Here is a 24,887-nt window from a genome sequence, read left to right on the forward strand (position 1 = left end):
TCCGTCTCTCTCGCTTTGCGGACGCAGCGCTGCCGGTATTTCAGGTTCAGCGAGTGACCACGAATGAGGCTCCTGCGATGATCTCGCAGGCACCACGAGAGTCGCGACGGCATGCCGTTCCAGAAGCTCAATTTCGCGGGGGCCAGCCCCCATCGCAGCTCACTGGCCAATGGCGGCGGTGATCGAACAAGAAGGGTGTGTCATGCAGTTTGACCGTCGACAGCTTTTGCTCGGGGGAGTCGGCACTGCCGCGGGCCTCTTGCTTCCAGGCAGCGCGTTCGCGCAATCGCCGGCGACGATCGGTACATTTCCGGAAGGCGTCACGGCGGATTCTGTGTTCGTCGGTCTGACCATCCCGCTCACCGGCGTATTTTCGGGCGACGGCGGCGACCTCAAGCTCGGCTATGAACTGGCCATCGCGCAGATCAATGCCGGCGGCGACATCGCACAGAAGTGGGGCCTCAAGGGCAAGGGCGTGCTCGGCCGCCAGATCAAGTACAAGGTCTCCGACACCGAAGGTAAGCCCAACCTCGACGTGCAGAGCGCGACGCAGTTCATCCAGCGCGACAAGGCGATCATGGTGTCGGGCTCGGTGTCATCAGCCAGCGCCATTGCGCTCGAAGAACTCGGATCGCGCGAGAAGGTGCTGTACATGGTCGGCATCGCCGGCTCCAACGACATCACCGGCAAGAACTGCCAGCGCTATGGCTTCCGCTCGCAGCAGAACGCTTACATGGCCGCGAAGGCGATGGCGCCGGTCGTCGCCAAGGCGCTCGGCAAGAACGTGAAGTCCGCCTTCCTCGTGCCCGACTACACCTATGGCCACACCGTCTATGACAGCTTCGCCAAATTCTCGGCCGAGCAGGGCTGGAAGCAGGTCGCCAAGGAGGTCGTGCCGCTCGGCACCACCGACTATTCGTCGGCGCTCCTGAACATCGCCAACAGCGGCGCAGATGTGTTCGTCAACATCGCCTTCGGCGGCGACGCCGTTGCGTCGACCAAGCAGGCCGAGCAGTTCGGCGTGCTGAAGCGCATGAAGCTTGTGGTGCCGAACCTGTCCTCGTTCCAGGACAAGGAGCTCGGTGCCGAGCTGATGCAGGGCGTCTATGGCAGCTGCGATTTCTGGTGGGGCCTGCAGGACACCTATCCGCTCGCCAAGACCTTCGTCGAAAGCTTCGTGGCGCAGAACAAGTACTATCCGCGCTGGGGCGCGCATATCGGCTACATGCAGACCTATCTGTGGGCGATGTCGGTGGAGCGCGCCGGCACGTTCAATCCGGTCGATGTGATCAAGGCGATGGAGAGCTCCAAGGCGCAGCCTTACGAGACGACCATCGGCAAGGTCTATTTCCGTGCCGAAGATCATCAGATGGTGCGGCCGATCCCGATCCTGCGCGGCAAGAAGCCGTCCGAGATGAAGAACAAGGAAGACTTCTACGAGATCGTCGATATTGCGGATGGCGAGAGCGTGATGAACGCGCCGGACTTCTTCGGCTGCAAGCTCGGCCCCTACACCTAAGGATCACCATGCCAAGCTGGCCCGTCCTCATCTCGCAGGCCTTCAACGGCCTCGCACTCGGCACACTGCTGGCCCTTGTCAGCAGTGGTCTGACGATCATCCTGGGCACGCTTGGCGTCCTCAATTTCGCTCACGGCGCGCTGTTCGCCGTGGGTGCCTATGCCGCTTTCGTGCTGCTGCAATACACCTCGTCCTTCGTGCTCGCGATCGTGGTCGGCTGCGGCTTCATGCTGGCGCTCGGCTTCCTGCTCGAGCGTATCATCATCCGCTATTTCTACGACCGTCCCCATGAGGATCAGATCCTTGTCACTTACGGCGTGGGCATCGTGCTCGTCGAATGCGTGCGTGCAGCCTTCGGAGGCAATGCGCAGCGTGTGCCGGTGCCGTCCTGGGGGCAGGGCGCGACCCAGATGGGCTTCCTGATCTATCCGACCTATCGCCTGCAATTGATCGCGATCATCGCCGGCCTGCTGCTCAGCCTCTATCTCGTGCTCTATCGCACCTCGATGGGCCTCGTGGTCCGCGCCGGCATCGAGAATCCCGGCATGGTCGGCATCCTCGGCATCAATGTGCGCCGCGCCTTCCTGCTGGTCTTCGCCATCGGCGTGGTCGCCGTAGGCCTTGCCGGCATGCTCTATGCGCCGGTCGTGGCCGTGACGCCGGACATGGGCGCCAACTTCATGGCGCAATCCTTCGTGGTCATCGTGCTTGGCGGACTTGGCTCGTTCCCGGGCGCAGTCATCGGCGGCCTGATTGCCGGCGAGATCATCAGCCTGACCAGCGCTTTCAACTCGTCCTATTCGGAAGTGATGCTCTACGCGCTGATGGCGGTGCTGCTGATCATGCGCCCGCAAGGCCTGTTCGGTTCGGAAGGCCGCGCATGATGCGTCCTCGTTCCGGCGGCTTGCGGGGCTGGCTTCCCGAACTCGCGGTGCTGTGCACGCTGATCGTGGCACCCATCGTGTTTCCGCATCTCGGTTTCTCGACCGATCTGCTGACACGTGTGTTGAACTGGGGCCTGATCGGCCTCGGCTTCGATATCCTGTTCGGCCTGACGGGCCTGCTGTCCTTTGGACAGGCCGCATTTTTCGGCGTCGGCGGCTTTGTCAGCGCCTATCTGCTGGTGTCCCACACCATCGATAGCGTCTGGCTGGCGCTGGCGATCGGCACCGTTGCAGCCGGCCTGTTCGGCCTCCTGGTCGGCTGGTTCGCCGTGCGCCGGGTTGGCATCTATTTCACGATGATCACGCTGGCCTTCGGCCAGATGGCCTATTTCATCGAGAATTCCCCGCTGTCGGACTACACCGGCGGCGAGAACGGAATCCCCGGCGTGCCGGTGCCGGTGCTCGGCTTCGGCGCCAATGCGATCCGCATCAGCGCGGGCATGCCGATGTATATCCTGTTCGCGGTGATCTTCTTTCTCGGCTATGTGCTGGCGCGCCGCATCGTCGGCTCGCCGGTCGGCGCGATCCTGCTGGCGATCAAGGAGAACACCGGTCGCGTCGCAATGCTCGGCCATAACGTGCCGGCCTACAAGCTGACGGCCTTCGTCATCGCCGCGCTCTATGCGGGCCTTGCCGGCGGTCTGCTCGGTTCGTTCCAGAGCTACATGCCGCCGGATGCGTTCTCGCTCGAAACCTCCGGGCAACTCGTAGTTCAGACCATTGTCGGCGGTGCCGGCACGCTGATCGGTCCGCTGGTCGGCGCGGCCGTCTGGCTGTGGCTGCGCGACAATCTGCAGCTCATTCCGGGCTTTGCGATCCTGTGGAAGCTGGTGCTCGGCATCGCCTTCATCATTCTGGTGATCGGACTGCGCCGCGGCATCTGCGGCGAGATCGCCCATTGGTGGAACGAACGCCGTAACCTGGCTGCCGCACGGGCGGCCGAGGCTAAAACCGAAGCCATCGAGGCGCATAATATCGACGTCGCCACCAAACCCGTCGCGCCGCCCAAGGAGGTCAGGCTGACCCTTGCCGAGCCCATGACAGGTGATAGCGACATCGCACTCGAAGCTAGATCTCTGGCCCGCCACTATGGCGGTCTCAAAGCCGTCGATGGCGTCTCCTTCAAGGTCCGCCGGGGCTCGATCCATGCGGTGATCGGCCCCAATGGCGCCGGCAAGAGCACGCTGTTCAAGATGCTGCTTGACGAGGTCAGCCCGTCCTCCGGTGAAGTCTTGTTGTTCGGCGAGAAGGTCACGGGTGTCGGCGTCAGCCGCGCGGCGCAGCTCGGCATCGCCAAAAGCAACCAGCTCAATCAGCTGTTTCCCAACCTGTCGGTGCGCAAGAACCTGCGGATCGCGGCACTGGCACGCCGTCGCGGCCCGATGCGCTTTGACCTGTTGCGCGGAGCCGGCAGCATTCCCGACGTCGAGGAGCAGATCGTCTCGATCCTCGGCCTGCTCAATCTCGTCGAACGCGCCGATACGCCGGCACATATTCTGGCCTACGGCGAAAAGCGCCGGCTCGAAATCGGCATGGCGCTGGCGACCAGCCCGAACGTATTGCTGCTTGACGAACCGCTGGCCGGCATGAGCCCGGCAGAACGCCTCGCGACCTGCGCCTTCATTCGCGATATCGGGCGCTCGCGAACCGTGGTCATCGTCGAGCACGATCTCGACGCCATCTTCGAACTCGCCGAGCGCATCACTGTGCTCTATGAGGGCCGGCTGCTGGCGGATGGCACCGCCGACGAGATCCGGCGCAATCCGGCCGTGCAGGACGCCTATCTGGGAGGGCTGCACGCGCATGAGCCTGCTTGAAGTCGACAAGATCAATACGCTGTATGGCGATTCCCACGTGCTGTTCGACCTGTCGATCCGGGTCGAGCAGGGCGAGGTCGTGGCACTGCTCGGCCGCAACGGCGCGGGCAAGACCACGACGCTGCGCTCGATCATGGGCGTGCTGTCACCGCGCAGCGGCCATATCCGTCTTGATGGCAAATCCATCGAGGGCCTGCCGCCCTCGGCCATCGCCGGCATGGGCGTCCAGCTTGTGCCCGAAGAGCGCGCCATTTTCGGCGGCTTGACGGTCGAGGAAAACCTGCGCATCGCAGCGCTGACGGCGCCGAATGCCTGGTCCTACGATCGCATCTACGACGTGTTTCCGCGCCTCAAGGAGCGCCGCAAATCGGCCGGACGCACGCTGTCGGGCGGCGAGCAGCAGATGCTGGCGATTGCCCGCGCGTTGATCCGTGATGCACGCATCATCCTGCTGGACGAGCCGTTCGAGGGCCTGGCGCCGCTGATCGTGCGTGATCTCGTCGAGGTCTCACGCAATCTCGCCGCCGAGGGCCGCACTATGATTGTGGTCGAGCAGAACGTTGCGGCGGCATTGAGCTTCGCCAATCGCGTTTATGGGCTCAATAACGGCCACGTGGTGTTCGAAGGCACGCCGGCGGACCTCAACGCCAGCCCCGACCTGATGCGGGACTTCCTCGGCGTCGGAATGTGATTCCCTGGATATCATCCCCGGGGACGAGGTCCCCGGCTGCCTGATTCCCTAGATTTCGATCGGCACCGCGAGGCGCCCGATCAGGAGCGCCACCTCATCGAGGTGATCGCTGTCATGCGCCTCCACGGCTTCGGCGAGCCGGGTGACGCATTCGTCATCACTGATAAAGGGCAGGGAGTTGAGGTCGGTCGGAAGCGCGCGGTCGGTGTGCGTGGCTGGCATCGGTCACCTCGTTCGATTCGGAACTTGTTCAACGTCGCAACGGGCAGTCTTGCGGTGCAATAAGACTAAATAGCGACACGGTTGGAAAGATTATTCTGCGCGCGCATGCGACATGGGCCCGGTGAGAACGGGCCGAGCATCAAGAAAATCCCGTAACATGAGGCTTTTTCTGAGTTTTCCCCGATTAGCGGCCTCTGTGGGAAGAGGTGCATTTCCTGCTTTCCAAGCGCGGATCGCTTTGTTATACGCTGCGGCCTGCGAACAAGCTTCGCACGTTCCCTGGTAGCTCAGCGGTAGAGCATTCGACTGTTAATCGAATGGTCGCTGGTTCGAATCCAGCCCGGGGAGCCAAACATCCTTCCGCAAAAAAGGCTGCCAGAAACCGCGCTCGGGACCGCCTCGATAGCGCGTTGGCTGCTGTGTTTTTACGAACCTTGCATCCCGCTGTGCGCTGCCGTAATTCCTGCAAAAGGAACTTCCAGCCGTTTGCAAGGGATTGCTCATGTCCGACTTTTCGACCGCACGCCAGAAGATGGTTGATGGTCAGGTGCGTCCCAGCGATGTCACCGATTTGCGCATCATCGATGCCATGCTCGCGGTGCCGCGCGAGGAGTTCGTTCCTGCCAGCCAGCGCGCCATGGCCTATCTCGACCTCGACCTCGAAGTCGCCCCGAATCGCTTTCTGATCAAGCCGGTGGTGCTGGCGCGGATGCTGCAGGCCTCCGACGTAAAGGCAACCGACAAGGTTCTGGTGGTCGGTTGCCCCACGGGCTATGCGGCCGCCGTGATCGTCCAGTTTGCCGGGCAGGTCACCAGCGCGGCCGGCATGCCGGCCGATGGCGATGCCGCGAACGGCCCCTATGATCTGATCGTTCTGGCCGGCGCGACGGAAGTCTTCCCGACCGGGCTTTACAAGCAGCTGGCCCCCGATGGTCAGCTAGTGGGCGTATTCGCCCTGACCAAGCCCGCCCGCGCCGTGATCGTGACCCATTCCCACGAGGATTTTGGCTCCCGCCCCCTGTTCGATGCTACCGCGCCGGTTCTGCCGGGCATGGAAAAGCTCCCGTCATTCGTTTTCTAGGGCCGACTGTCCGCCTTATCGGGCATCGGGGCACCGCTAATATCGCCAGCGGTAATTACAAGTGTGGCTTGGATGTCCCATTCGCCAAGTTTTCACTGTCAAGTTTCCACGAGAGGTTCCGTCTCGCCCATGCGAGGAATATGGTGAGTGGAGACTCGCTAACGGACATCATCTGTTCGGTCGCCATAAGTGTGCGCCCGGATCAGTGAACGGCATGAATGGATTACCAAGAATGGGCGGCGTAAAAGCTCTCACCGGTGCTGCAGCTGTGGCCCTTTTGCTGGCATTTGCCGGAACGTCACCCGTTCTGGCTGATACGATCGAAGCGGCGTTGGTTCGCGCTTATCAGAACAATCCTCAATTGAATGCCCAGCGCGCTTCGGTGCGCGTCACTGACGAGAACGTGCCGCAGGCTTTGTCGGGTTATCGGCCGAGGGTCGCTATCACCGCGAGCGGCGGCTATCAGTACACGGACGCGGTCAACAGCATTGCAGGTACTGCGACCGCAATTCACGGCGTGCAGGTTCCCCGCGCCGTTGGCGCGACCATCACTCAGAATGTGTACAACGGCCAGCAGACTGCAAACCGTACCCGAGCTGCCGAAAGCCAGGTATCGTCCGCACGCGAAGGCCTGCGCGTGCTGGAACAGTCAGTGTTGCTTTCCGCCGCGACTATCTACATGGATTACCTGCGCGACGCGGCCACCGTCGAGGTTCAGCGCAGCAACGTGCGTGTGCTCGAGCAGACGCTGAAGCAGACCCGCGACCGGTTCAATGTCGGCGAAGTCACCCGCACCGACGTGGCGCAGTCCGAGGCGCAGCTCGCCGCCGGCCGTACGCAGTTGCTGAGCGCCGAATCGACGCTGACGACCACGCGCTCGAATTTCCGCCGCATTATCGGCAACGAGCCGGTGGCTTTGCAGGCAGGTTCGCCAGTCGACCGCTTTCTGCCCGCCACGCTACCTGCCGCTATCGAGCTCGGCCTCACTGAAAATCCGAGCGTGACCGCAGCGATGTTCGGGGTCGACATCAGTTTCCTGAACACCAAGGTCAACGAAGGCGCACTGTTTCCAACAGTGACGCTGACGGCCAACATCCAGCAGGGTTGGGAACAGTCGATCTCGCAGCCGCGCGGTCTGACGGCATCAGGCATCGCCCAGGTGTCGGTCCCGGTTTACCAGGGCGGCGGCGAATATTCGCTGATCCGTCAGTCCAAGGAAACGCTCGCGCAGCAACGCCTCGCTCTCGACCAGACGCGCGATCAGGCGCGCGCGAGCGTCGTGCAGGCTTGGGGGCAGTTGCTGGCGGGTAGGGCGCAGGTCTCGTCCGCACAGGCACAGGTGCAGGCTTCCGAAATTGCGCTGAACGGCGTTCGCGAAGAAGCCAAGGCCGGCCAGCGCACCACGCTCGACGTGTTGAATGCCCAGCAGGCGCTGGTGAACGCGCGCGTCGCGCTTGTCACGGCGCAGCATGATCGTGTGGTGGCATCATACTCGGTGCTCAACGCAGTTGGCCGTCTGTCACCGATGGTGATGAAGCTGAACACCAATGTGTATGACCCCAGCGTGCACTATCATCAGGTGCGCGATAGCTGGGTCGGCGTGCGTACGCCCGACGGACGCTAACGCGCTCGGATATCACCTGATATCGTGTCGAAAGGGCCGCTTGTGCGGCCCTTTGCTTGCAATCAATTTGTCCGATGACGTACCGTTTGCATTGCTGGCTTAGCGATTCGGAATGCCTCTCCTAATTCCTTGGGCATTTCCCACGCGACAGTTGGTGGTCAGGCGTCGCTTGATCTTGGGGACAAGTCAGGCTTACGCGCTGAATCGAACGGTCGTCAAAACGACAACCCGCAAATTCAGCCTCGTCTGGTGTAAAATATTGACGAGAGCGTTGATGATGCGGAGTCGGACATGACGCAACCTGCAAAGGTCCAGGAGCCCTCGATGGAGGAGATTCTGGCGTCGATCCGACGTATCATCGCCGACGACGAAGCGAAGCCGGCCGTCGCCGAAGTTGCTCCTCCGCCGCCGCCCAAGCCGGCTCCTGCACCCAAGCCTGCTGCGATGACAGACATCCCGCCGTCGGCGATTCCTGCCGCGCAGGCTGCTGCCGCCAAAGCACCGCCGCCAGCCCCGAAGCCCGCGCCGCCGCCGCCGGAGCCTGCTGCCTCCAACAGCCAGGACGACATCGACGCGATGTTGGCTAGCCTGGAAGCCGCGACCACCGAGGAAGAGGTGCGCCCGGCGCAGCCCGACGGTGACGTATTCGAACTGACCGACGAGATGGTGGTCGCCGCGCCCGAGCCGGAACCCGCATTCCAGCATGTCGAGCCGGATGACGACCTCGAATTCGCCGAAGCTGTAGCCGCCAGCAGCCAACGCCCCGCACCGCGCTTCGACCCGCCGTCCTATGATCCGCCCCCGGTCGCACCGCAGCAGCAGATCCTGTCGCACAGCACCGTGTCGTCCGTGGAGTCGGCCTTCAATGCGCTGGCCAATACGGTCCTGAGCAACAATGCGCGGACCCTCGAGGATCTCGTCAAGGAGATGCTGCGTCCGATGCTGAAGTCCTGGCTGGACGACAACCTGCCGGGCCTCGTCGAGCGCATCGTCAAGGCTGAGATCGAGCGCGTCTCACGCGGTGGCGGCCGCTAGGCCCGCGAGACAAGCAACGACGGCCTTTCGGGGCCTTCGTTTGGCCCTCCGGGGTGGCTAAACAGCCCTATATGTTGACTTGAGCCGCGCTGGCGGGTTTCTAGCGCCATCGGCTTCCTGCGTTCGCCCCAGGCCTCAAAACCGTGGCCAAAAACCCCTGATTTGATTGAATTGTCATGATCGAAAAGACCTATCAGCCCGCCGATATCGAGACCCGCATCGCCGCTGCCTGGGAAGCCGAAGGCGCGTTCAAGGCGGGCCGCGCGGACCGGGTGGATGCCGAGCCCTATACGATCGTGATCCCGCCGCCGAACGTCACCGGTTCGCTGCATATGGGCCACGCCCTCAACAACACTTTGCAGGACGTGCTCTGTCGTTTCGAGCGCATGCGCGGCCGCGATGTGCTGTGGCAGCCCGGCACCGACCATGCGGGCATCGCGACCCAGATGGTGGTCGAGCGCCAGTTGATGGAGCGCCAGGAGCCCGGTCGCCGCGACATGGGACGCGAGGCATTTCTCGAACGCGTCTGGAAGTGGAAGGCCGAGAGCGGCGGCGTCATCGTCAATCAGTTGAAGCGCCTCGGCGCATCCTGTGACTGGTCGCGCGAGCGCTTCACCATGGACGAGGGCCTGTCCGAGGCCGTCATCAAGGTGTTCGTGCAGCTGCACCGCGAGGGCCTGATCTACAAGGACAAGCGCCTTGTGAACTGGGATCCAAAGCTGCTGACTGCGATTTCGGATCTCGAAGTGCAGCAGGTCGAGGTCAAGGGTAACCTCTGGCATCTGCGCTATCCGCTCGAAGGCAAGAATTTCGATCCGGAAGATCCGACCTCGTTCATCACCGTTGCCACCACGCGTCCCGAGACGATGCTCGGCGACAGCGGCGTCGCCGTGAATCCGGATGACGAACGCTACACCCATCTGATCGGCAAGAACGTGGTTCTGCCGCTGGTCGGCCGCCTGATCGCGATCGTCGCCGACGAATATTCCGACCCGGAGAAGGGCTCCGGCGCGGTGAAGATCACGCCGGCACACGACTTCAACGACTTCGAAGTCGGCAACCGCCACGGCCTTGCACGCATCAGCATCCTCGATATCGAAGGCAAGCTCGCACTCGCCGACAACGAGGACTATCTGCGCGGACTGCCGCTCGCGGCGTCAGAGCTGGTCGAAGAATTGCACGGCATGGAGCGCTTCAAGGCGCGCAAGACCATCGTGCAGCGGCTGGAAGATTTCGGCTTCCTGGAGAAGATCGAGCCCAACACGCATATGGTGCCGCATGGCGACCGCTCCGGCGTCGTCATCGAGCCCTATCTGACCGACCAGTGGTACGTCGACGCCAAGACCATGGCACAGCCAGCGATCGCCGCGGTGCGCACCGGCGCGACCGAGTTCGTGCCGAAGAACTGGGAAAAGACCTATTACGAATGGATGGAGAACATCCAGCCGTGGTGCATCTCGCGCCAGCTCTGGTGGGGTCATCAGATCCCGGCCTGGTATGGCCCGGATGGTAAGGTGTTCGTCGCCGAGACCGAGGAAGAAGCGGTCGGCAACGCGCTCGGCTATTATGTCGAGCAGGAAGTGATCACGGAAGAGCAGGGCCACGAGATGGCGCTCGATCCAGCGAAGCGCGAGGGCTTCATCACGCGCGATGAAGACGTGCTCGATACCTGGTTCTCGTCGGCGCTGTGGCCGTTCTCGACGCTGGGCTGGCCGCAGAGCTCGGTCGATGTGGATCGCTACTATCCCACCAATGTGCTGGTCACCGGCTTCGACATCATCTTCTTCTGGGTCGCCCGGATGATGATGATGGGCATGCACTTCAAGAAGGACGTGCCGTTCCCGACCGTCTACATCCACGCCCTCGTCCGCGACGAGAAGGGCGCCAAGATGTCGAAGTCGAAGGGCAACGTCATCGATCCCCTGAACCTGATCGACCAGTACGGCGCCGACGCGCTGCGTTTTACGCTGGCTGCGATGGCCGCACAGGGCCGCGACATCAAGCTCGCGACCCAGCGCGTCGAGGGCTATCGCAATTTCGCGACCAAGCTCTGGAATGCCTGCCGCTTCGCCGAAATGAACGAGTGCGTGCTGCCGGCGGGCTTCGATCCGACCAAGGCCAAGGAAGTGCTCAACCGCTGGATCGCGCATGAGACCGTGAAGGCAACGCGCGAAGTCACCGAAGCCATCGAAGCCTATCGCTTCAACGATGCGGCGGGCGCGGCCTATCGCTTCGTCTGGAACGTGTATTGCGACTGGTATCTCGAACTCGCCAAGCCATTCATGATGGGCGAGGACGGTCCGGCCAAGACCGAAACCCGCGCGATGGTCGCTTGGGCCCGCGACGAGATCCTGAAGCTGCTGCATCCGTTCATGCCGTTCATCACGGAAGAACTCTGGGCCGTGACGGCGCCGCGCGACGGTCTGCTGGCGCTAGCGCCGTGGTCGCGCAAGGCGAGCGGCCTGACGCGCGAGCAGGAAGCGCTGATCATCGCGACCGCCGCGAGCGATCCGATCGTCGCGCCGATCCTGATGGGCGATCCCGAACCGGTCGCCGATTTCAAGGATGACGCCGCCGAAGCCGAAATCGGCTGGGTCATCGACCTGGTGACGGAGGTTCGTTCGGTGCGTGCCGAGATGAACATCGTGCCGGCAACATTGACGCCACTCGTGCTGGCCGGTGCGTCTGCCGAAACTCAAGCCCGTGCCCAGCGCTGGAGCGATGTCGTCAAGCGCCTCGCTCGTCTCGGCGACATATCCTTCGCCGAGGTCGCGCCGCAGGGCGCCGTGCAGCTTCTGATCCGCGGCGAGGTCGCAGCGCTGCCGTTGAAGGGCGTGATCGATCTCGGCGCCGAGAAGACCCGTCTCGACAAGGAACTGGTGAAAGCCGAAGCCGATATCAAGCGCGCCGACGCCAAGCTCTCCAACGAGAAATTCGTCGCCAACGCAGCGGAAGAGATCGTCGAGGAAGAGCGCGAGAAGCGCGAGGCAGCCGAGGCCCGCAAGGCCAAGACGCTGGAAGCGCTGGAGCGGCTCAAGAACGCGGTGTGATGCGCCGCAATTCCGCGACTGCTACAAGTCTCAATGTTCGTCATGGCCGGGCTTGTCCCGGCCATCCACGTCTTCCGTGCTAGTAGTGGCGAAGGCGTGGATACCCGGGACAAGCCCGAGCATGACGGCGCTATAATTACCTCGCAAACGGCTTGCTGAGATAACGCGAGCCTCTCACCCCGTATCGCCACGGCAATTCCACGGCCTTGGTGATGCCGATGCGGATACCTGCGATAATGTCCGGCACTTCCGTCCTTGCGTGAATCGCAATCGGCGGCTTGTCCAAAGCCAGCCCGTTATGCGCGATGCTGATGCCGAGCGCCTGGCAGACCTTGCCAGGTCCCGAGCACAGCATGTGCTCATCCTGCAGCCCGCGTCGCAGCTGCATCTCGCCAATCCCGAAGGTCGGTTGCAGTGCCCGGATCAGCACCGCGCTGGCCGAATCCTCGGCCTCGCAGACGAAGTTCACGCACCAGTGGATGCCGTAGGAGCGATAGACATAGGCAAAGCCGGGCGGCCCGAACATGATCTGGTTGCGCGGCGTCTGCCCGTTGAAGGAATGGGCCGCGGGCTCGGTGTGATGATAGGCCTCGACCTCGACGATCTCGCCACCGATGCCATCGACCAGGAGCGTCGCGCCGATCAGTTCGGGGGCCACATCGTGCACGCTCCGAGCGAAAAAGCTGCGTTTGAGTGCCTTGCCGAGCTTTTGGGGGATTTGGTGAGGTTTTGGAGCCATTCTGCCTGCTATGTTACGATGCAGGGCCGGGCAAGGCGAGGGCGGGTTGCAGGACAGGGCCCGGCGGATTACCTAAGGCTTCACTCAGAACGGACAGTTCATGGTCGTCGTCCTCGATACCGTATCCACCACGCAGCTCCGCCCACGTCACCCTGAAAAAGTGAATCGGCCGGATTCGTTCTCGCCGCCGAAGCCGGACTGGATCCGGGTCCGTGCGCCGACTAGCCGTGGCTATGGCGACACCCGCAAGATCGTCAAGGAAAACGGCCTCGTTACCGTGTGCGAGGAAGCCGGCTGCCCGAATATTGGCGAGTGCTGGCAGAAGAAGCACGCCACCTTCATGATCATGGGTGACACCTGCACCCGCGCCTGTGCGTTCTGCAACGTCAAGACGGGCATGCCCAACGCACTCGACGGCATGGAGCCCGAGCATGTCGCCGAAGCCGTGCGCAAGCTCGGCCTGCATCATGTGGTCATCACCTCGGTGGACCGCGACGATCTCGCCGATGGCGGTGCCGAACATTTTGCGCAGACGATTCGTGCGATCCGCGCGGCATGTCCCACGACCACCATCGAAATCCTGACGCCTGACTTCCTGCGCAAGCCGGGCGCCCTCGAAGTCGTCGTCGCGGCGAAGCCCGACGTGTTCAACCACAATCTGGAAACCGTGCCGTCGCGCTATCTGACAGTGCGACCGGGCGCGCGCTATTTCCATTCGCTGCGCCTGCTGCAGAAGGTCAAGGAACTCGACCCGACCATCTTCACCAAGTCCGGCATCATGGTCGGCCTCGGCGAGGAGCGCCCTGAAGTGTTGCAGGTGATGGACGACATGCGCTCGGCCGATATCGACTTCCTGACCATCGGCCAGTATCTGCAGCCGACGCGCAAGCATCACGTGGTGTCGCGCTATGTCACCCCCGATGAATTCAGCGGCTATGAGAAAGTCGCCTACACCAAGGGCTTCCTGATGGTGTCGGCGAGCCCGCTGACGCGCTCGTCGCATCATGCCGGCGAGGATTTCGCCAAGCTGCAGGCTGCGCGCGCCGCTCTCGCGCGCTGAGAACGCGACAATGCCGAGATTTGCCAACAAGCGCCGCGTGCGCCACAGCGCCTCCCAGATGTTCGATCTGGTTGCCGATGTCGAGCGCTATCCGGAATTCGTGCCGTTGTGCAAGTCGTTGAAGATTCGCCAGCGCACGCCGCAGGAGAATGGCACCGAGATCATCGTTGCCGACATGACCGTGTCGTTCAAGCTGGTCCAGGAATCCTTCACCAGCCGCGTGACGCTGGATCGGCCGAACCTGAAGATCATGGTCGAATATCTGCGCGGTCCGTTCAGCAATCTCGAAAACCGCTGGACCTTTGATCCGAAGGCTGAAGGTCAGGAATGCGACGTCGGCTTCTTCATTGCCTATGAGTTCAAGAGCCGCATGCTGGCGATGCTGATGGGCACGATGTTCGACGCGGCATTCCAGCGCTTTGCCGTAGCCTTCGAGAAGCGCGCGGATGAAGTCTATCGTGTGCCGCGCGTCACGGGCGTTCCGTCTACTTCTTAGTCGTCGGCTTTTTTAGCGGCGCGGTCGGCCGGCGACGCTTGACGGCGGTCCGTCGCGGCGAACGCGCCACGCGCGGGCGCGCCAGACTCGCTGCTTCGCGCTTCTTGGCCGGCGGCTGTGGCCCACGTGCCAATTCCATCAGCATCCGTAGAGCTTCAAGCACGGAGCGCTGACGCACCGCGCTGCGGCCAATGGCGCCGAAACGGCATTCCTTGTTGACGATGCGGCCGTCACGTGACGCCACAGCAAAATGCACGAGGCCGACCGGTTTGCCCGGCGTGGCGCCGCCGGGACCTGCGATGCCTGTGATCGACACTGCGAGGTCGACGTCGGCTTCTTCCAAAGCGCCGACCGCCATCTGGATCGCCGTCTCCTTGCTGACCGCACCAAAGCTGTCGAGCGTCGCAGTCTTGACGCCAAGCATCGCGTGTTTGGCGGCATTGGAATAGGTGACGAAGCCGCGATCGATCACATCGGACGAGCCGGGAATTTCGGTCAGCGCGCCGGCGACAAGACCGCCGGTGCAGGACTCGGCGGTCGCGATCGTCAGCTTGCGGCTGCGGCAGAGATCGAGCAGCGCGCGGGAGAGGGCTCGTGCGTCGCTCGCTGCCATGTCAGTCCATCCAGGGAAGGCGAATGGTGGCAGCCGCAGTCGCGGCGATGCCTTCTTCACGGCCGGTGAAGCCGAGACGTTCGCTGGTGGTCGCCTTCACCGCGACGCGTGACAGTGCCACGCCGGAGATCTCGCTGATCTTCTCGCGCATCGCATCGCGTAGCGGGCCAATCTTGGGCCGTTCGCAGATCAGCGTTACTTCGAGATTGGCGATACGGCCGCCACGTGCGGTGACGCGGTCCACGGCGTATTTCAGGAACTTGTCGGACGCCGCGCCCTTCCACTGGGGATCACTCGGCGGGAAGTGCGAACCGATATCGCCGTCAGCCAGCGCGCCCAGGATCGCATCGACCAGCGCATGCAAGCCGACGTCGCCATCTGAGTGAGCAAGGAAGCCGCGCGTATGCGGCACACGGACGCCGCAGATCATCAGGTGATCGCCGTCGCCGAAGGCGTGCACGTCATAGCCCGTGCCCATGCGGATATCACCGAGCGAGGCGGCGAGACGCGCTTCTTCGCGAATGAAATCTTCGGGAGTCGTGAGCTTCATATTTGCAAGATCGCCTTCAAAGGTTGCCACGGTCAATCCCGCCCATTCGGCGAGCGCGGCATCGTCGGTGAAATCATCGCGGCCTTCCTTTGCAGCACGACGATGCGCTTCAAGGATGACATCAAAACGAAATGCCTGTGGCGTTTGCGCGCTGCGCAAGCGTGCACGGTCCGGCGTCGCTTCCACGTGTCCGGCCTCGTTGACCTGTTTGATCGTATCGGTAACGGCGACACCGGGCACCGCAGCGCCAGTGATCTGTGCCGCGGCAATCGCGCGCTCGATCAAAGCAGGGGTTACGAACGGGCGGGCTGCATCGTGAATCAGCACGATGTCCGGCGCGTGATCTGCCAGCGCTTCGAGTCCAGCATGCACCGACGCCTGACGCGTCGCACCGCCATTGGCAGGAACATGATACCTCAAATCGCTGACCGCCTCGTTGAACACAGCGATATCGTCAGGATTGGTGATCGGCTGGACCGCAAAGACCTGGGGATGGTTGCAAAACGGCTCCATAGCCCGCGAAATAACGCTGCGGCCTCCGATCATGCGATATTGCTTCGGTCCACCGGCGCCGGCACGGAGGCCGCGGCCGGCGGCAACGATAATGGCGGCTGTCTTCAAACCGGCAGGATTAGGTGATTTTGTCATCAGGGTCAGGTGATTAAGGGGTAAGCGGTGATCGCACAGCCCTTAGCACGGCCGCACGCAAAAACAGTATGATTACATTCTCGTGGCTGCATAAGAGTGCATTGCTGCACTGCACTTGCAAAATGAGCGCATCTGTCTAATGTGTAGGCATGACGGTTGACTGCACAACAAATGTGCGCATTATGCGCCCTATGCCCGCAATGCAGCGGACGAGACAACGACGAGCAGGTCTGTGACCACCCCGGACTCAGTATACAGCAAGCCGTTACAAATCGGTGGCATCGAGATCGCCAACCGGGTCGTTTTGGCGCCGATGTCGGGCATCACCGATGCGCCGTTTCGCAGGCTGACCGCCGAACTCGGGGCCGGCCTCGTCGTGTCAGAAATGACCGCCAGCGACGATCTCGTCAATGGTCGTCCCATGTCGGTATTGCGCTGCGAAGCGACCGGGATCGGGCCCCATGTGGTCCAGCTGGCCGGCTGTGAGACCCACTGGATGGCCGAGGGGGCCCGTGTGGCCGAAGCCGCCGGCGCCGACATCATCGATATCAATATGGGCTGCCCGGCGCGGCATGTGACCGGCGGCCAGTCGGGCTCCGCGCTGATGCGCGACCTCGACCACGCATTGAAGCTGATCGAGGCGACCATCGCTGCCGTGAAAGTACCCGTGACTCTCAAAATGCGTCTGGGCTGGGACGATCGCATGCTGAACGCGCCTGAGCTTGCGCAGCGCGCAGAGCAGGCGGGCGTCCAGCTCATCACCGTCCACGGTCGCACGCGATGCCAGTTCTACAAGGGCGAAGCCGACTGGAGCGCCGTGCGCCCGGTGAAGGACGCGGTGAGCATCCCAGTGATCGTCAATGGTGACATCACCTCCTACGACAAGGCGGTGAGTGCGCTGAAGATGTCCGGCGCCGATGCCGTGATGATGGGTCGGGGCGCGCAGGGCATGCCCTGGCTGCCCGGCCAGATCGGCCGACGTCTTGAAACCGGTATCGCGGAAGCCGTGCCGTCGCTGCAGCAGCAGCTCGCCTATATCTGCGCTCTCTACGACGATGTGGTCCGTCACTACGGCCTGCGCATCGGCCTGCGCCACGCACGCAAACATCTCGGCTGGGCGCTCGATGCGGCCGCGGCTACGAGCTGCGCGCCGACCGAGACCCTGAAGACCTGGCGACAGAAGATCCTTACATCCGAAGATCCCTCCGGTGTGCAGCGATCTCTGAATGACGCTTTTGATGATTTCGCATGGAGTGCTGCCGCATGAACGCCGCAGAGCACCGTCGCCCTGTCCCGACCGACAGTGAGGCCATTCTCAACGCACTACCTAATCCGGTGATCCTGATCGCGCCCGACGGCAAGATCGTCGACGCCAATATGGCGGCCGAATCCTTCTTCGAGATTTCTACGCAATTCCTGCGCAGGCAGTCTCTGAAAGAACTGGTGCCATTCGGCAGTCCGCTGCTGGCGCTGATCGATCAGGTTCGCGCCGCGGGTTCGCCGGTGAACGAATACAAGGTCGATCTCGGCACGCCGCGCATCGGCGGCGACCGCCAGGTCGATCTGCATGTCGCGCCGCTCACCGAGCGTCCCGGCCATATCGTGGTGATGCTGCAGGAACGCACCATTGCCGACAAGATGGACCGTCAGCTCACCCATCGCAGCGCCGCGCGTTCGGTGATCGCGCTGGCGGCCATGCTGGCGCATGAAATCAAGAACCCGCTGTCGGGCATTCGCGGAGCCGCTCAGCTCCTTGAGCAGTCGGCATCGTCGGAAGACCGCATGCTGACACGCCTGATCATGGACGAAGCCGATCGCATCGTGACGCTGGTCGATCGCATGGAAGTGTTCGGCGACGACCGCCCGGTGGCGCGTGGCCCGGTCAACATTCACTCCGTCCTCGATCACGTGAAGCGCCTCGCGCAGTCCGGCTTCGCCCGCAACATCCGCTTCATCGAGGATTACGACCCGTCGCTGCCGCCGGTGCTGGCCAATCAGGACCAGCTCATCCAGGTGTTCCTGAATCTGGTGAAGAACGCTGCCGAAGCCATCGTCGATCTCGGTTCCGATGGTGAGATCCAGCTCACCACCGCGTTCCGGCCGGGCGTCCGCCTGTCAGTGCCGGGCAAGAAATCGCGCGTCTCGCTACCGCTGGAATTCTGCGTCAAGGACAACGGACCCGGCGTTCCCGAAGATCTGCTGCCCAACCTGTTCGATCCCTTCGTCACCACCAAGCCCACCGGAAGCGGCCTGGGTCTTGCATTGGTTGCGAAGATTGTCGGCGATCACGGTGGGATCATCGAATGTGAATCGCAGCCACGAAAGACGACTTTTCGCGTGCTGTTGCCGATGTTCAACCCCGCCAAGAAATTGGACGACAAGACCCTTGATCCGAGCAGCGCCGATGCCCCCGCGGCACCGACGCACACCTCACAGACGTAAGACGAGGACTAACGATGGCTGCAGGTAGCATTCTGGTTGCGGACGATGATACGGCGATCCGCACCGTCCTCAATCAGGCGCTATCGCGCGCCGGATATGAGGTTCGCCTGACCGGGAACGCAGCCACGTTGTGGCGCTGGGTCAGCCAGGGCGAGGGCGACCTTGTGATCACCGACGTGGTGATGCCTGACGAGAACGCGTTCGATCTGCTGCCGCGTATCAAGAAGATGCGGCCCAATCTGCCGGTTATCGTGATGAGCGCGCAGAACACCTTCATGACCGCGATCCGCGCCTCCGAGCGCGGTGCCTATGAATATCTGCCGAAGCCGTTCGATCTGAAGGAATTGATCGCCATCGTCGGTCGCGCGCTGTCCGAGCCGAAGGAGCGTGTCGCAAGCCACGCCGATGACGGCGAGTTCGACTCGATCCCGCTGGTCGGCCGTTCACCGGCGATGCAGGAAATCTACCGCGTCCTCGCCCGCCTGATGCAGACCGATCTGACGGTGATGATCTCCGGCGAGTCCGGCACCGGCAAGGAACTGGTGGCCCGCGCGCTGCACGACTACGGCAAGCGCCGCAATGGCCCGTTCGTTGCGGTCAACATGGCGGCGATCCCGCGCGACCTCATCGAGTCCGAACTGTTCGGCCACGAGCGCGGCGCCTTCACCGGCGCCAATGCCCGCGCCACCGGTCGCTTCGAGCAGGCTGAAGGCGGCACACTGTTTTTGGACGAAATCGGCGACATGCCGATGGAAGCCCAGACCCGTTTGCTGCGCGTGTTGCAGCAGGGCGAATACACGACGGTTGGCGGCCGCACGCCGATCAAGACCGACGTGCGTATCGTCGCCGCCTCCAACAAGGATCTACGCATCCTGATCCAGCAGGGCCTGTTCCGCGAGGATCTGTTTTTCCGCCTCAACGTCGTGCCATTGCGCCTGCCGCCGCTGCGCGAGCGCATCGAGGATCTGCCCGATCTGATCCGCCACTTCTTTGCACTCGCGGAGAAGGACGGCCTGCCGCCGAAGAAGCTCGACGCTTTGGCGCTTGAGCGCATGAAGCAGCATCGCTGGCCGGGCAATGTTCGCGAACTGGAAAACCTCGCGCGCCGTCTGGCAGCACTCTATCCGCAGGACGTCATTACCGGCTCGGTGATCGACGGCGAACTGGCGCCGCCCGCTGTGGCCTCGGGTGGTAGCGCGCCGACCGGCGTGGATAATCTCGGTGGTGCCGTCGAGGTCTATCTGTCCTCGCACTTCTCCGGCTTCCCGAACGGCGTGCCGCCGCCGGGCCTCTATCACCGCATTCTCCGCGAGATCGAGGTACCGCTGCTGACCGCAGCACTGGCCGCGACCCGAGGCAACCAGATTCGCGCTGCGGATCTGCTCGGCCTCAACCGCAACACCCTGCGGAAGAAAATTCGCGATCTCGACATTCAGGTCTATCGAACCGGCGGCTGATCTCGGTAGCGGGATCGAGCAATTCCAGGGTTTGAGACGCAAAAACACACGAAAACGCAGGGTATGCGTTTTCGTTGGCTAGTCTGCGCCGTGGATTTGTCGTAATTGGGCAACATTGTTGTATGATTGCATCAGTGCGGTCCGGGCTGTCTCCGGCAGCCGCACGGCGTCCACGCTCACCACATTGTCGGAATGACCAGCGCAGACACGTCGGCTACAGCCTATGAACCGTCGATGGCGGAGCCGCGCAGGTGGACCCTGCGGCGGCTGTTCGTGCCATTGGCTGTCGGCCTGGCACTCCTGTCGTCATGCCTGACCTTCCTCGTCCTGAATGGCCTCACGCCGATCGCGCCGACCCATCAGGTCGTCGTCACCTTCCTGCTGATCAATGCCGCCAGCGTCCTCCTGCTGGTCCTGATCATTGCGCGGGAGATCTGGAAGGTTGTCCAGGCGCGTCGCAGGGGCAGGGCGGCGGCCCGGCTACATGTGCAGATCGTCAGCCTGTTCTCGGTGATCGCCGTGCTGCCGGCGGTGCTCGTCTCGATCGTCGCCAATGTGACCCTCGACCGCGGCCTCGACCGGCTGTTCTCCGGCCCAACCAAGGCGGTCATCAACAATTCGCTCGTCATCGCCAGCGCCTATCTGCACGAGCACGGCCAATTGATTGGCGGTGATATCCTCGGTATGGCCGACGATCTCGCGCGCATCCAGCCGCTTTTCTATCAGGACCGCGGTACGTTCCGTTCGTTGATGATGGCAAATGCAACCGCGCGCAATTTGCCGGGCGCCATGTTGATCGACAAGGATCGCAACGTCATCGAACCCGACCAGCCCGGCGTCAAACAGGAATTCTCACCGCCGCCGGCAGACTTCCTCGTCAATGTCAGCGCGTCCGAGCCGGCCATCGCTGTGATCCCCGAGGGAAATTACGTCGCCGCCGTGATCCGATTGCGAGCGTTCGACAACATGTTCCTCTATGTCGCCCGCAAGCTCGATCCGCGCGTGGTCGCGCAGATGAATCAGAGCCAGGCCGGCGCGGCCGAATATGCCGAACTGGAATCGCGCAGGCTCGGCATTCAGGTCGCCTTCGCGCTGATGTTCACCGTGATCGCACTGACGGTGCTGATGTCCGCTGTGCTGATCGGCCTGAATTTCGCCAACTGGCTGGTGGCGCCGATCCGCCGCCTGATGGGCGCTGCGAACATGGTCTCGACCGGAGATCTTCATGTCCAGGTACCGGTGATCCAGTCCGAGGGCGATCTCGCTCATCTCGGCGAGACTTTCAACAAGATGACGCAGGAGCTGCGCACCCAGCGTGACGAACTGGTCAGCGCCAGCGACGTCATCGACAGTCGCCGCCGTTTCATCGAGGCCGTGTTGTCATCGGCCAGCGCCGGCATCATCGGCGTCGATGGCTCGAACATGATCGGCATTCTCAACCGCTCGGCCGAGAAGCTGGTCGGACATTCGGAGTCCGAGACGCTGGGCCACCCGCTGCACGAGATCATTCCCGAGCTCGATGAATTGATGCAGACCGCACGCGAGGGATCGCAGCGGCTGGTGCAGGGCCAGGTGACGATCACCCGCGACGGGCAGGAGCGCAATCTGTCGGTGCGCGTCAGCGCCGAACAGACCAGCCAGTCGCGCGACAGCTACATCATCACCCTCGACGACATCACCGAACTCGTCTCGGCTCAGCGCACCTCGGCCTGGGCCGACGTGGCGCGCCGCATCGCACATGAGATCAAGAATCCGCTGACGCCGATCCAGCTCTCGGCCGAGCGCATCAAGCGCAAATTCGGCAAGGTGATCGTCGATGACAAGGCGATCTTCGAACAATGCACCGACACCATCGTGCGGCAGGTCGATGACATCAGGCGCATGGTCGACGAATTTTCGCGCTTTGCGCGCATGCCCAAGCCCGTGATCGAGGGTGAGGATGTCGCCGACACTGTGCGTCAGGCCGTATTCCTGATGCGGGTCGGTCACCCCGAGCTCGACATCTCCGCCGAGATCAAGGAAGAGCCGATGCGCGCGCGGTTCGATCGCCGGCTGATCTCGCAGGCGCTCACCAATATCATCAAGAATGCGACAGAGGCGATCGAGGCCGTGCCGCCAGAAGAACTCGGCAAAGGTCGTATTGATGTCACAGCGTCGCGCGAGAACGACATGATCTTGATCGACGTGATCGACAACGGCATCGGTCTGCCGACCGTCAACAGGTCGCGTTTGCTCGAACCCTATGTCACGACTCGCGAGAAGGGCACCGGCCTCGGCCTCGCGATCGTCGGCAAGGTGCTCGAGGATCATGGTGGGGGCATCGAACTTGGCGACGCATCGAGCGTTCGTCCTGGACAGCGCGGTGCCTGGATGCGGCTGCGGTTTTCTATCTCCGGTCAGAAGGCTGACGCGGACAAGAGTGAACCGGAAGCCCCGCCTGATGACGAACCGAAGATCAAAACTGCTACCGGCAACTGACAAGAATAAACGTGACCAGGATATTTTGACCCATGGCAAATGACATTCTGATCGTCGACGACGAAGCCGATATTCGCGATCTTGTTGCGGGCATTCTGGACGATGAGGGCTTCACCACCCGCACCGCACGAGACAGCGATTCCGCGCTCGCGGAAATCGCCAATCGCCGCCCCAACATGGTGTTTCTCGACATCTGGCTGCAGGGCAGCAAGCTCGACGGCCTGCAACTGCTCGAGCAGGTCAAACGCGACAATCCCGAATTGCCTGTGGTGATGATCTCAGGCCACGGCAATATCGAAACCGCTGTCGCGGCAATCAAGCGCGGCGCCTACGACTTCATCGAAAAGCCGTTCAAAGCTGACCGGCTGATCCTTGTCGCGACGCGCGCGCTTGAGACCTCGCGGCTGAAACGCGAAGTCAAGGAACTGAAACAACTCGCACCGGTCGCCAATTCGCTGACGGGGCGCTCGGCCGCCATGAACCAGCTACGCCAGACCATCGATCGCGCCGCCAAGGCCAATAGCCGCATTCTGATCGTCGGCCCGTCGGGCGCCGGCAAGGAGCTCGCCGCGCGCACGCTGCACACGGCCTCTGCTCGCTCCACGGGACCGTTCGTCGTCATCAACGCTGCAGCGATTACGCCGGAGCGCATGGAAGTCGAACTGTTCGGCATCGAACAGTCCAATGGCGAACAGGCGCGCAAGGCTGGCGCTCTGGAAGAAGCCCATGGCGGCACGCTGTTCATCGACGAGATCGGCGATCTGCCCCGCGAGACCCAGAACAAGATCCTGCGCGTGCTGGTCGACCAGACTTTCATGCGGGCAGGGGGCACCACCAAGGTCAATGTCGACGTCCGCATCATCTCGTCGACCGCGCGTAATCTCGAAGAGGAAATCGCCGAAGGTCGTTTCCGTGAGGATCTTTATCATCGCCTCTCGGTGGTGCCGATCCGCGTTCCGCCGCTGTCCGAGCACCGCGAGGATATCCCGGAGCTCATCGAATATTTCATGGAGCAGATCTCCATCGCGACGGGCCTGCCGAAGCGGCAGATCGGCGAGGACGCCATGGCGGTCCTGCAATCCCACGTTTGGCCCGGCAATATCCGCCAGCTTCGCAACAACGTCGAACGCGTCATGATCCTAGCGGGCGGTGGGCCGGAGGTGATCATCACCGCCGACATGCTACCGCAGGACGTCGGTTCGATGGTGCCGTCGATGCCGACCAGCAACAATGGCGAGCACATCATGGGCCTGCCACTGCGTGAGGCCCGCGAAGTGTTCGAACGCGATTATCTGATTGCGCAGATCAGCCGTTTTTCGGGTAATATCTCGCGCACCGCTGAATTCGTCGGCATGGAGCGCTCCGCCTTGCACCGCAAGCTCAAGGCGCTCGGCGTCGGCTAAATCACTCACCTCACCTCAAGCTTTCAACTCAAGCCTCGGAACGAACATGTCGCGCATCGCCTATGTGAATGGTCAATACGTCAACCTGCGCGATGCCGCCGTGAACGTCGAGGACCGCGGCTATCAGTTCGCCGATGGCATTTACGAGGTTTGCGAGATCATCGGCGGCAAGATGGTCGATTTTCCCCGTCATATTGCGCGCATGCAGCGCTCGTTGCGGGAGCTGCGCATCGCCGAAGCCATGCCGCTGACATCGCTCAAGGTGGTGATGCAGGAAGTCATTCGTCGCAACCGCATCAATTACGGCATCGTCTATCTGCAGATCAGCCGCGGCGTCGCCCATCGCGATCACGGATTTCCGTCGCCGGACGTGAAGCCAAGTGTGGTCGTGACGGCGAAATCGCTCAACTTCGCCAAGAACCAGGCGACTGCTGCCAAGGGCGTGAAGGTCATCACCACGGCCGAGAATCGCTGGCCGCGCGTCGACATCAAGACTGTCGGCCTGCTGCCCAATGTGCTGGCGCGACAGGAAGCCCGCGACAAGGGCGCCTATGAAGCCTGGTATGTCGACGCCGACGGTTTCGTCACCGAGGGCGCGTCGTGCAACGCCTGGATCGTCACCAAGGACGGCAGGGTGGTGACGCGCACGGCCGCGTCAGGCATTCTCGCGGGCATCACCCGCGCCGTACTGATCGAGGTCCTGGCCTCGATGCAGCTCAAGCTGGAAGAGCGGAACTTCACACCAGCCGAGGCTTATGACGCCGCAGAAGCCTTCGTCTCGTCGGCGAGTCAGATCGTGATGCCGGTCATCAATATCGATGGCAAACCGATCGGCGACGGCAAGCCTGGTGGTATCGCGACGCGCCTGAGGCAGGAATTCCATAAATTCGCAGCGATTTCATAAAATTTGCCGGGCTTTTAGGCACCAATTCCGCGTTCCGGCTTGCCTAAAAAGCGCGCCTGCCGTCTAATCACGTCGTCGCGCTCCCGGAGGGGGATCTCAGGGGAAAGTGCGGCA

General features: G+C 62.5%; 20 protein-coding genes and 1 tRNA gene. 17 read left to right on the forward strand and 4 right to left on the reverse strand.

Annotation, left to right across the window (positions count from 1 at the left end; translation table 11 throughout):
- Positions 1-202 precede the first annotated feature (202 nt).
- From AC1DUY_RS02105 to AC1DUY_RS02120, 4 genes are read left to right on the forward strand one after another with little or no spacing between them, the layout of a single operon-like run.
- Complete coding sequence (locus AC1DUY_RS02105; RefSeq protein ID WP_478111911.1) at positions 203-1,519, forward strand: ABC transporter substrate-binding protein; 1,317 nt, start codon at positions 203-205, stop codon at positions 1,517-1,519.
- Between the two features lie 8 nt (positions 1,520-1,527).
- Complete coding sequence (locus tag AC1DUY_RS02110; RefSeq protein ID WP_068736430.1) at positions 1,528-2,403, forward strand: branched-chain amino acid ABC transporter permease; 876 nt, start codon at positions 1,528-1,530, stop codon at positions 2,401-2,403.
- Positions 2,400-4,280 (forward strand): branched-chain amino acid ABC transporter ATP-binding protein/permease, encoded by a 1,881-nt coding sequence (locus tag AC1DUY_RS02115; RefSeq protein WP_478111913.1) that lies wholly within the window; start codon positions 2,400-2,402, stop codon positions 4,278-4,280. Before AC1DUY_RS02110 ends, AC1DUY_RS02115 begins: the two co-directional genes overlap by 4 nt.
- A complete protein-coding gene (locus AC1DUY_RS02120) occupies positions 4,267-4,971 on the forward strand; it encodes an ABC transporter ATP-binding protein (RefSeq protein ID WP_093758551.1) in 705 nt (234 codons plus the stop codon). The genes AC1DUY_RS02115 and AC1DUY_RS02120 overlap by 14 nt, the downstream gene beginning before the upstream one ends.
- 48 nt (positions 4,972-5,019) lie before the next feature.
- Here the strand turns inward: AC1DUY_RS02120 and AC1DUY_RS02125 are convergent, their stop codons facing one another.
- Positions 5,020-5,193: a hypothetical protein gene (locus AC1DUY_RS02125; RefSeq protein ID WP_170849674.1), complete on the reverse strand. Its 174-nt coding sequence runs from the start codon at positions 5,191-5,193 to the stop codon at positions 5,020-5,022.
- 276 nt (positions 5,194-5,469) lie between these two features.
- Between AC1DUY_RS02125 and AC1DUY_RS02130 the strand changes: the two genes are divergently transcribed.
- The 5 genes from AC1DUY_RS02130 (at position 5,470) to AC1DUY_RS02150 (ending at position 11,983) form a co-directional block, all read left to right on the forward strand.
- A tRNA-Asn gene (locus AC1DUY_RS02130) sits at positions 5,470-5,544 on the forward strand.
- 151 nt (positions 5,545-5,695) lie between these two features.
- Positions 5,696-6,274, forward strand: a complete 579-nt coding sequence (locus AC1DUY_RS02135; protein WP_478111916.1) for a protein-L-isoaspartate O-methyltransferase family protein — start codon at positions 5,696-5,698, stop codon at positions 6,272-6,274.
- 232 nt (positions 6,275-6,506) lie between these two features.
- Positions 6,507-7,898, forward strand: coding sequence for a TolC family outer membrane protein (locus AC1DUY_RS02140; RefSeq protein WP_478111918.1), 1,392 nt, complete (start codon positions 6,507-6,509; stop codon positions 7,896-7,898).
- A gap of 291 nt (positions 7,899-8,189) precedes the next feature.
- A complete protein-coding gene (locus AC1DUY_RS02145; RefSeq protein ID WP_478111920.1) occupies positions 8,190-8,933 on the forward strand; it encodes a PopZ family protein in 744 nt (247 codons plus the stop codon).
- A gap of 176 nt (positions 8,934-9,109) precedes the next feature.
- Positions 9,110-11,983, forward strand: a complete 2,874-nt coding sequence (locus AC1DUY_RS02150; protein WP_478111922.1) for a valine--tRNA ligase — start codon at positions 9,110-9,112, stop codon at positions 11,981-11,983.
- Between the two features lie 136 nt (positions 11,984-12,119).
- Here AC1DUY_RS02150 and AC1DUY_RS02155 read toward each other — a convergent pair whose 3' ends face one another.
- Complete coding sequence (locus AC1DUY_RS02155; protein WP_478111924.1) at positions 12,120-12,722, reverse strand: DNA-3-methyladenine glycosylase; 603 nt, start codon at positions 12,720-12,722, stop codon at positions 12,120-12,122.
- A 100-nt stretch (positions 12,723-12,822) separates the two neighbouring features.
- Here AC1DUY_RS02155 and lipA point away from each other — a divergent pair, with 100 nt between their 5' ends.
- Both lipA and AC1DUY_RS02165 read left to right on the forward strand, forming a co-directional pair.
- A complete protein-coding gene (gene lipA / locus AC1DUY_RS02160) occupies positions 12,823-13,782 on the forward strand; it encodes a lipoyl synthase (RefSeq protein WP_184516693.1) in 960 nt (319 codons plus the stop codon).
- Between the two features lie 10 nt (positions 13,783-13,792).
- Positions 13,793-14,278, forward strand: a complete 486-nt coding sequence (locus tag AC1DUY_RS02165; protein WP_478111927.1) for a type II toxin-antitoxin system RatA family toxin — start codon at positions 13,793-13,795, stop codon at positions 14,276-14,278.
- Here AC1DUY_RS02165 and AC1DUY_RS02170 read toward each other — a convergent pair.
- Both AC1DUY_RS02170 and AC1DUY_RS02175 read right to left on the reverse strand, forming a co-directional pair.
- Positions 14,268-14,891, reverse strand: a complete 624-nt coding sequence (locus AC1DUY_RS02170) for a CinA family protein (RefSeq protein WP_093758557.1) — start codon at positions 14,889-14,891, stop codon at positions 14,268-14,270. The two genes, AC1DUY_RS02165 and AC1DUY_RS02170, sit on opposite strands and share 11 nt — an antisense overlap.
- 1 nt (position 14,892) lies before the next feature.
- Complete coding sequence (locus AC1DUY_RS02175) at positions 14,893-16,089, reverse strand: bifunctional 2-C-methyl-D-erythritol 4-phosphate cytidylyltransferase/2-C-methyl-D-erythritol 2,4-cyclodiphosphate synthase (protein ID WP_478111929.1); 1,197 nt, start codon at positions 16,087-16,089, stop codon at positions 14,893-14,895.
- Positions 16,090-16,321: 232 nt separating this feature from the next.
- Between AC1DUY_RS02175 and dusB the strand changes: the two genes are divergently transcribed.
- From dusB to AC1DUY_RS02205, 6 genes are all read left to right on the forward strand, one after another.
- Positions 16,322-17,356 carry a tRNA dihydrouridine synthase DusB gene (gene dusB, locus AC1DUY_RS02180; protein WP_283805448.1) on the forward strand — a complete coding sequence of 345 codons (1,035 nt, stop codon included), beginning with the start codon at positions 16,322-16,324 and terminating at the stop codon, positions 17,354-17,356.
- Entirely contained in the window at positions 17,353-18,531 is a 1,179-nt protein-coding gene (locus AC1DUY_RS02185; RefSeq protein WP_231080673.1) for a two-component system sensor histidine kinase NtrB, read from the forward strand. Before dusB ends, AC1DUY_RS02185 begins: the two co-directional genes overlap by 4 nt.
- A 14-nt stretch (positions 18,532-18,545) precedes the next feature.
- Entirely contained in the window at positions 18,546-19,988 is a 1,443-nt protein-coding gene (ntrC, locus tag AC1DUY_RS02190) for a nitrogen regulation protein NR(I) (protein WP_068731842.1), read from the forward strand.
- A 192-nt stretch (positions 19,989-20,180) separates the two neighbouring features.
- Entirely contained in the window at positions 20,181-22,466 is a 2,286-nt protein-coding gene (locus AC1DUY_RS02195) for a sensor histidine kinase NtrY-like (protein ID WP_478111933.1), read from the forward strand.
- Between the two features lie 32 nt (positions 22,467-22,498).
- Complete coding sequence (gene ntrX, locus AC1DUY_RS02200; protein WP_089264305.1) at positions 22,499-23,869, forward strand: nitrogen assimilation response regulator NtrX; 1,371 nt, start codon at positions 22,499-22,501, stop codon at positions 23,867-23,869.
- 46 nt (positions 23,870-23,915) lie between these two features.
- Entirely contained in the window at positions 23,916-24,773 is an 858-nt protein-coding gene (locus AC1DUY_RS02205) for a D-amino-acid transaminase (RefSeq protein ID WP_441229655.1), read from the forward strand.
- Positions 24,774-24,887 lie beyond the last annotated feature (114 nt).

Source organism: Tardiphaga sp. P4_G1 (assembly GCF_056401215.1).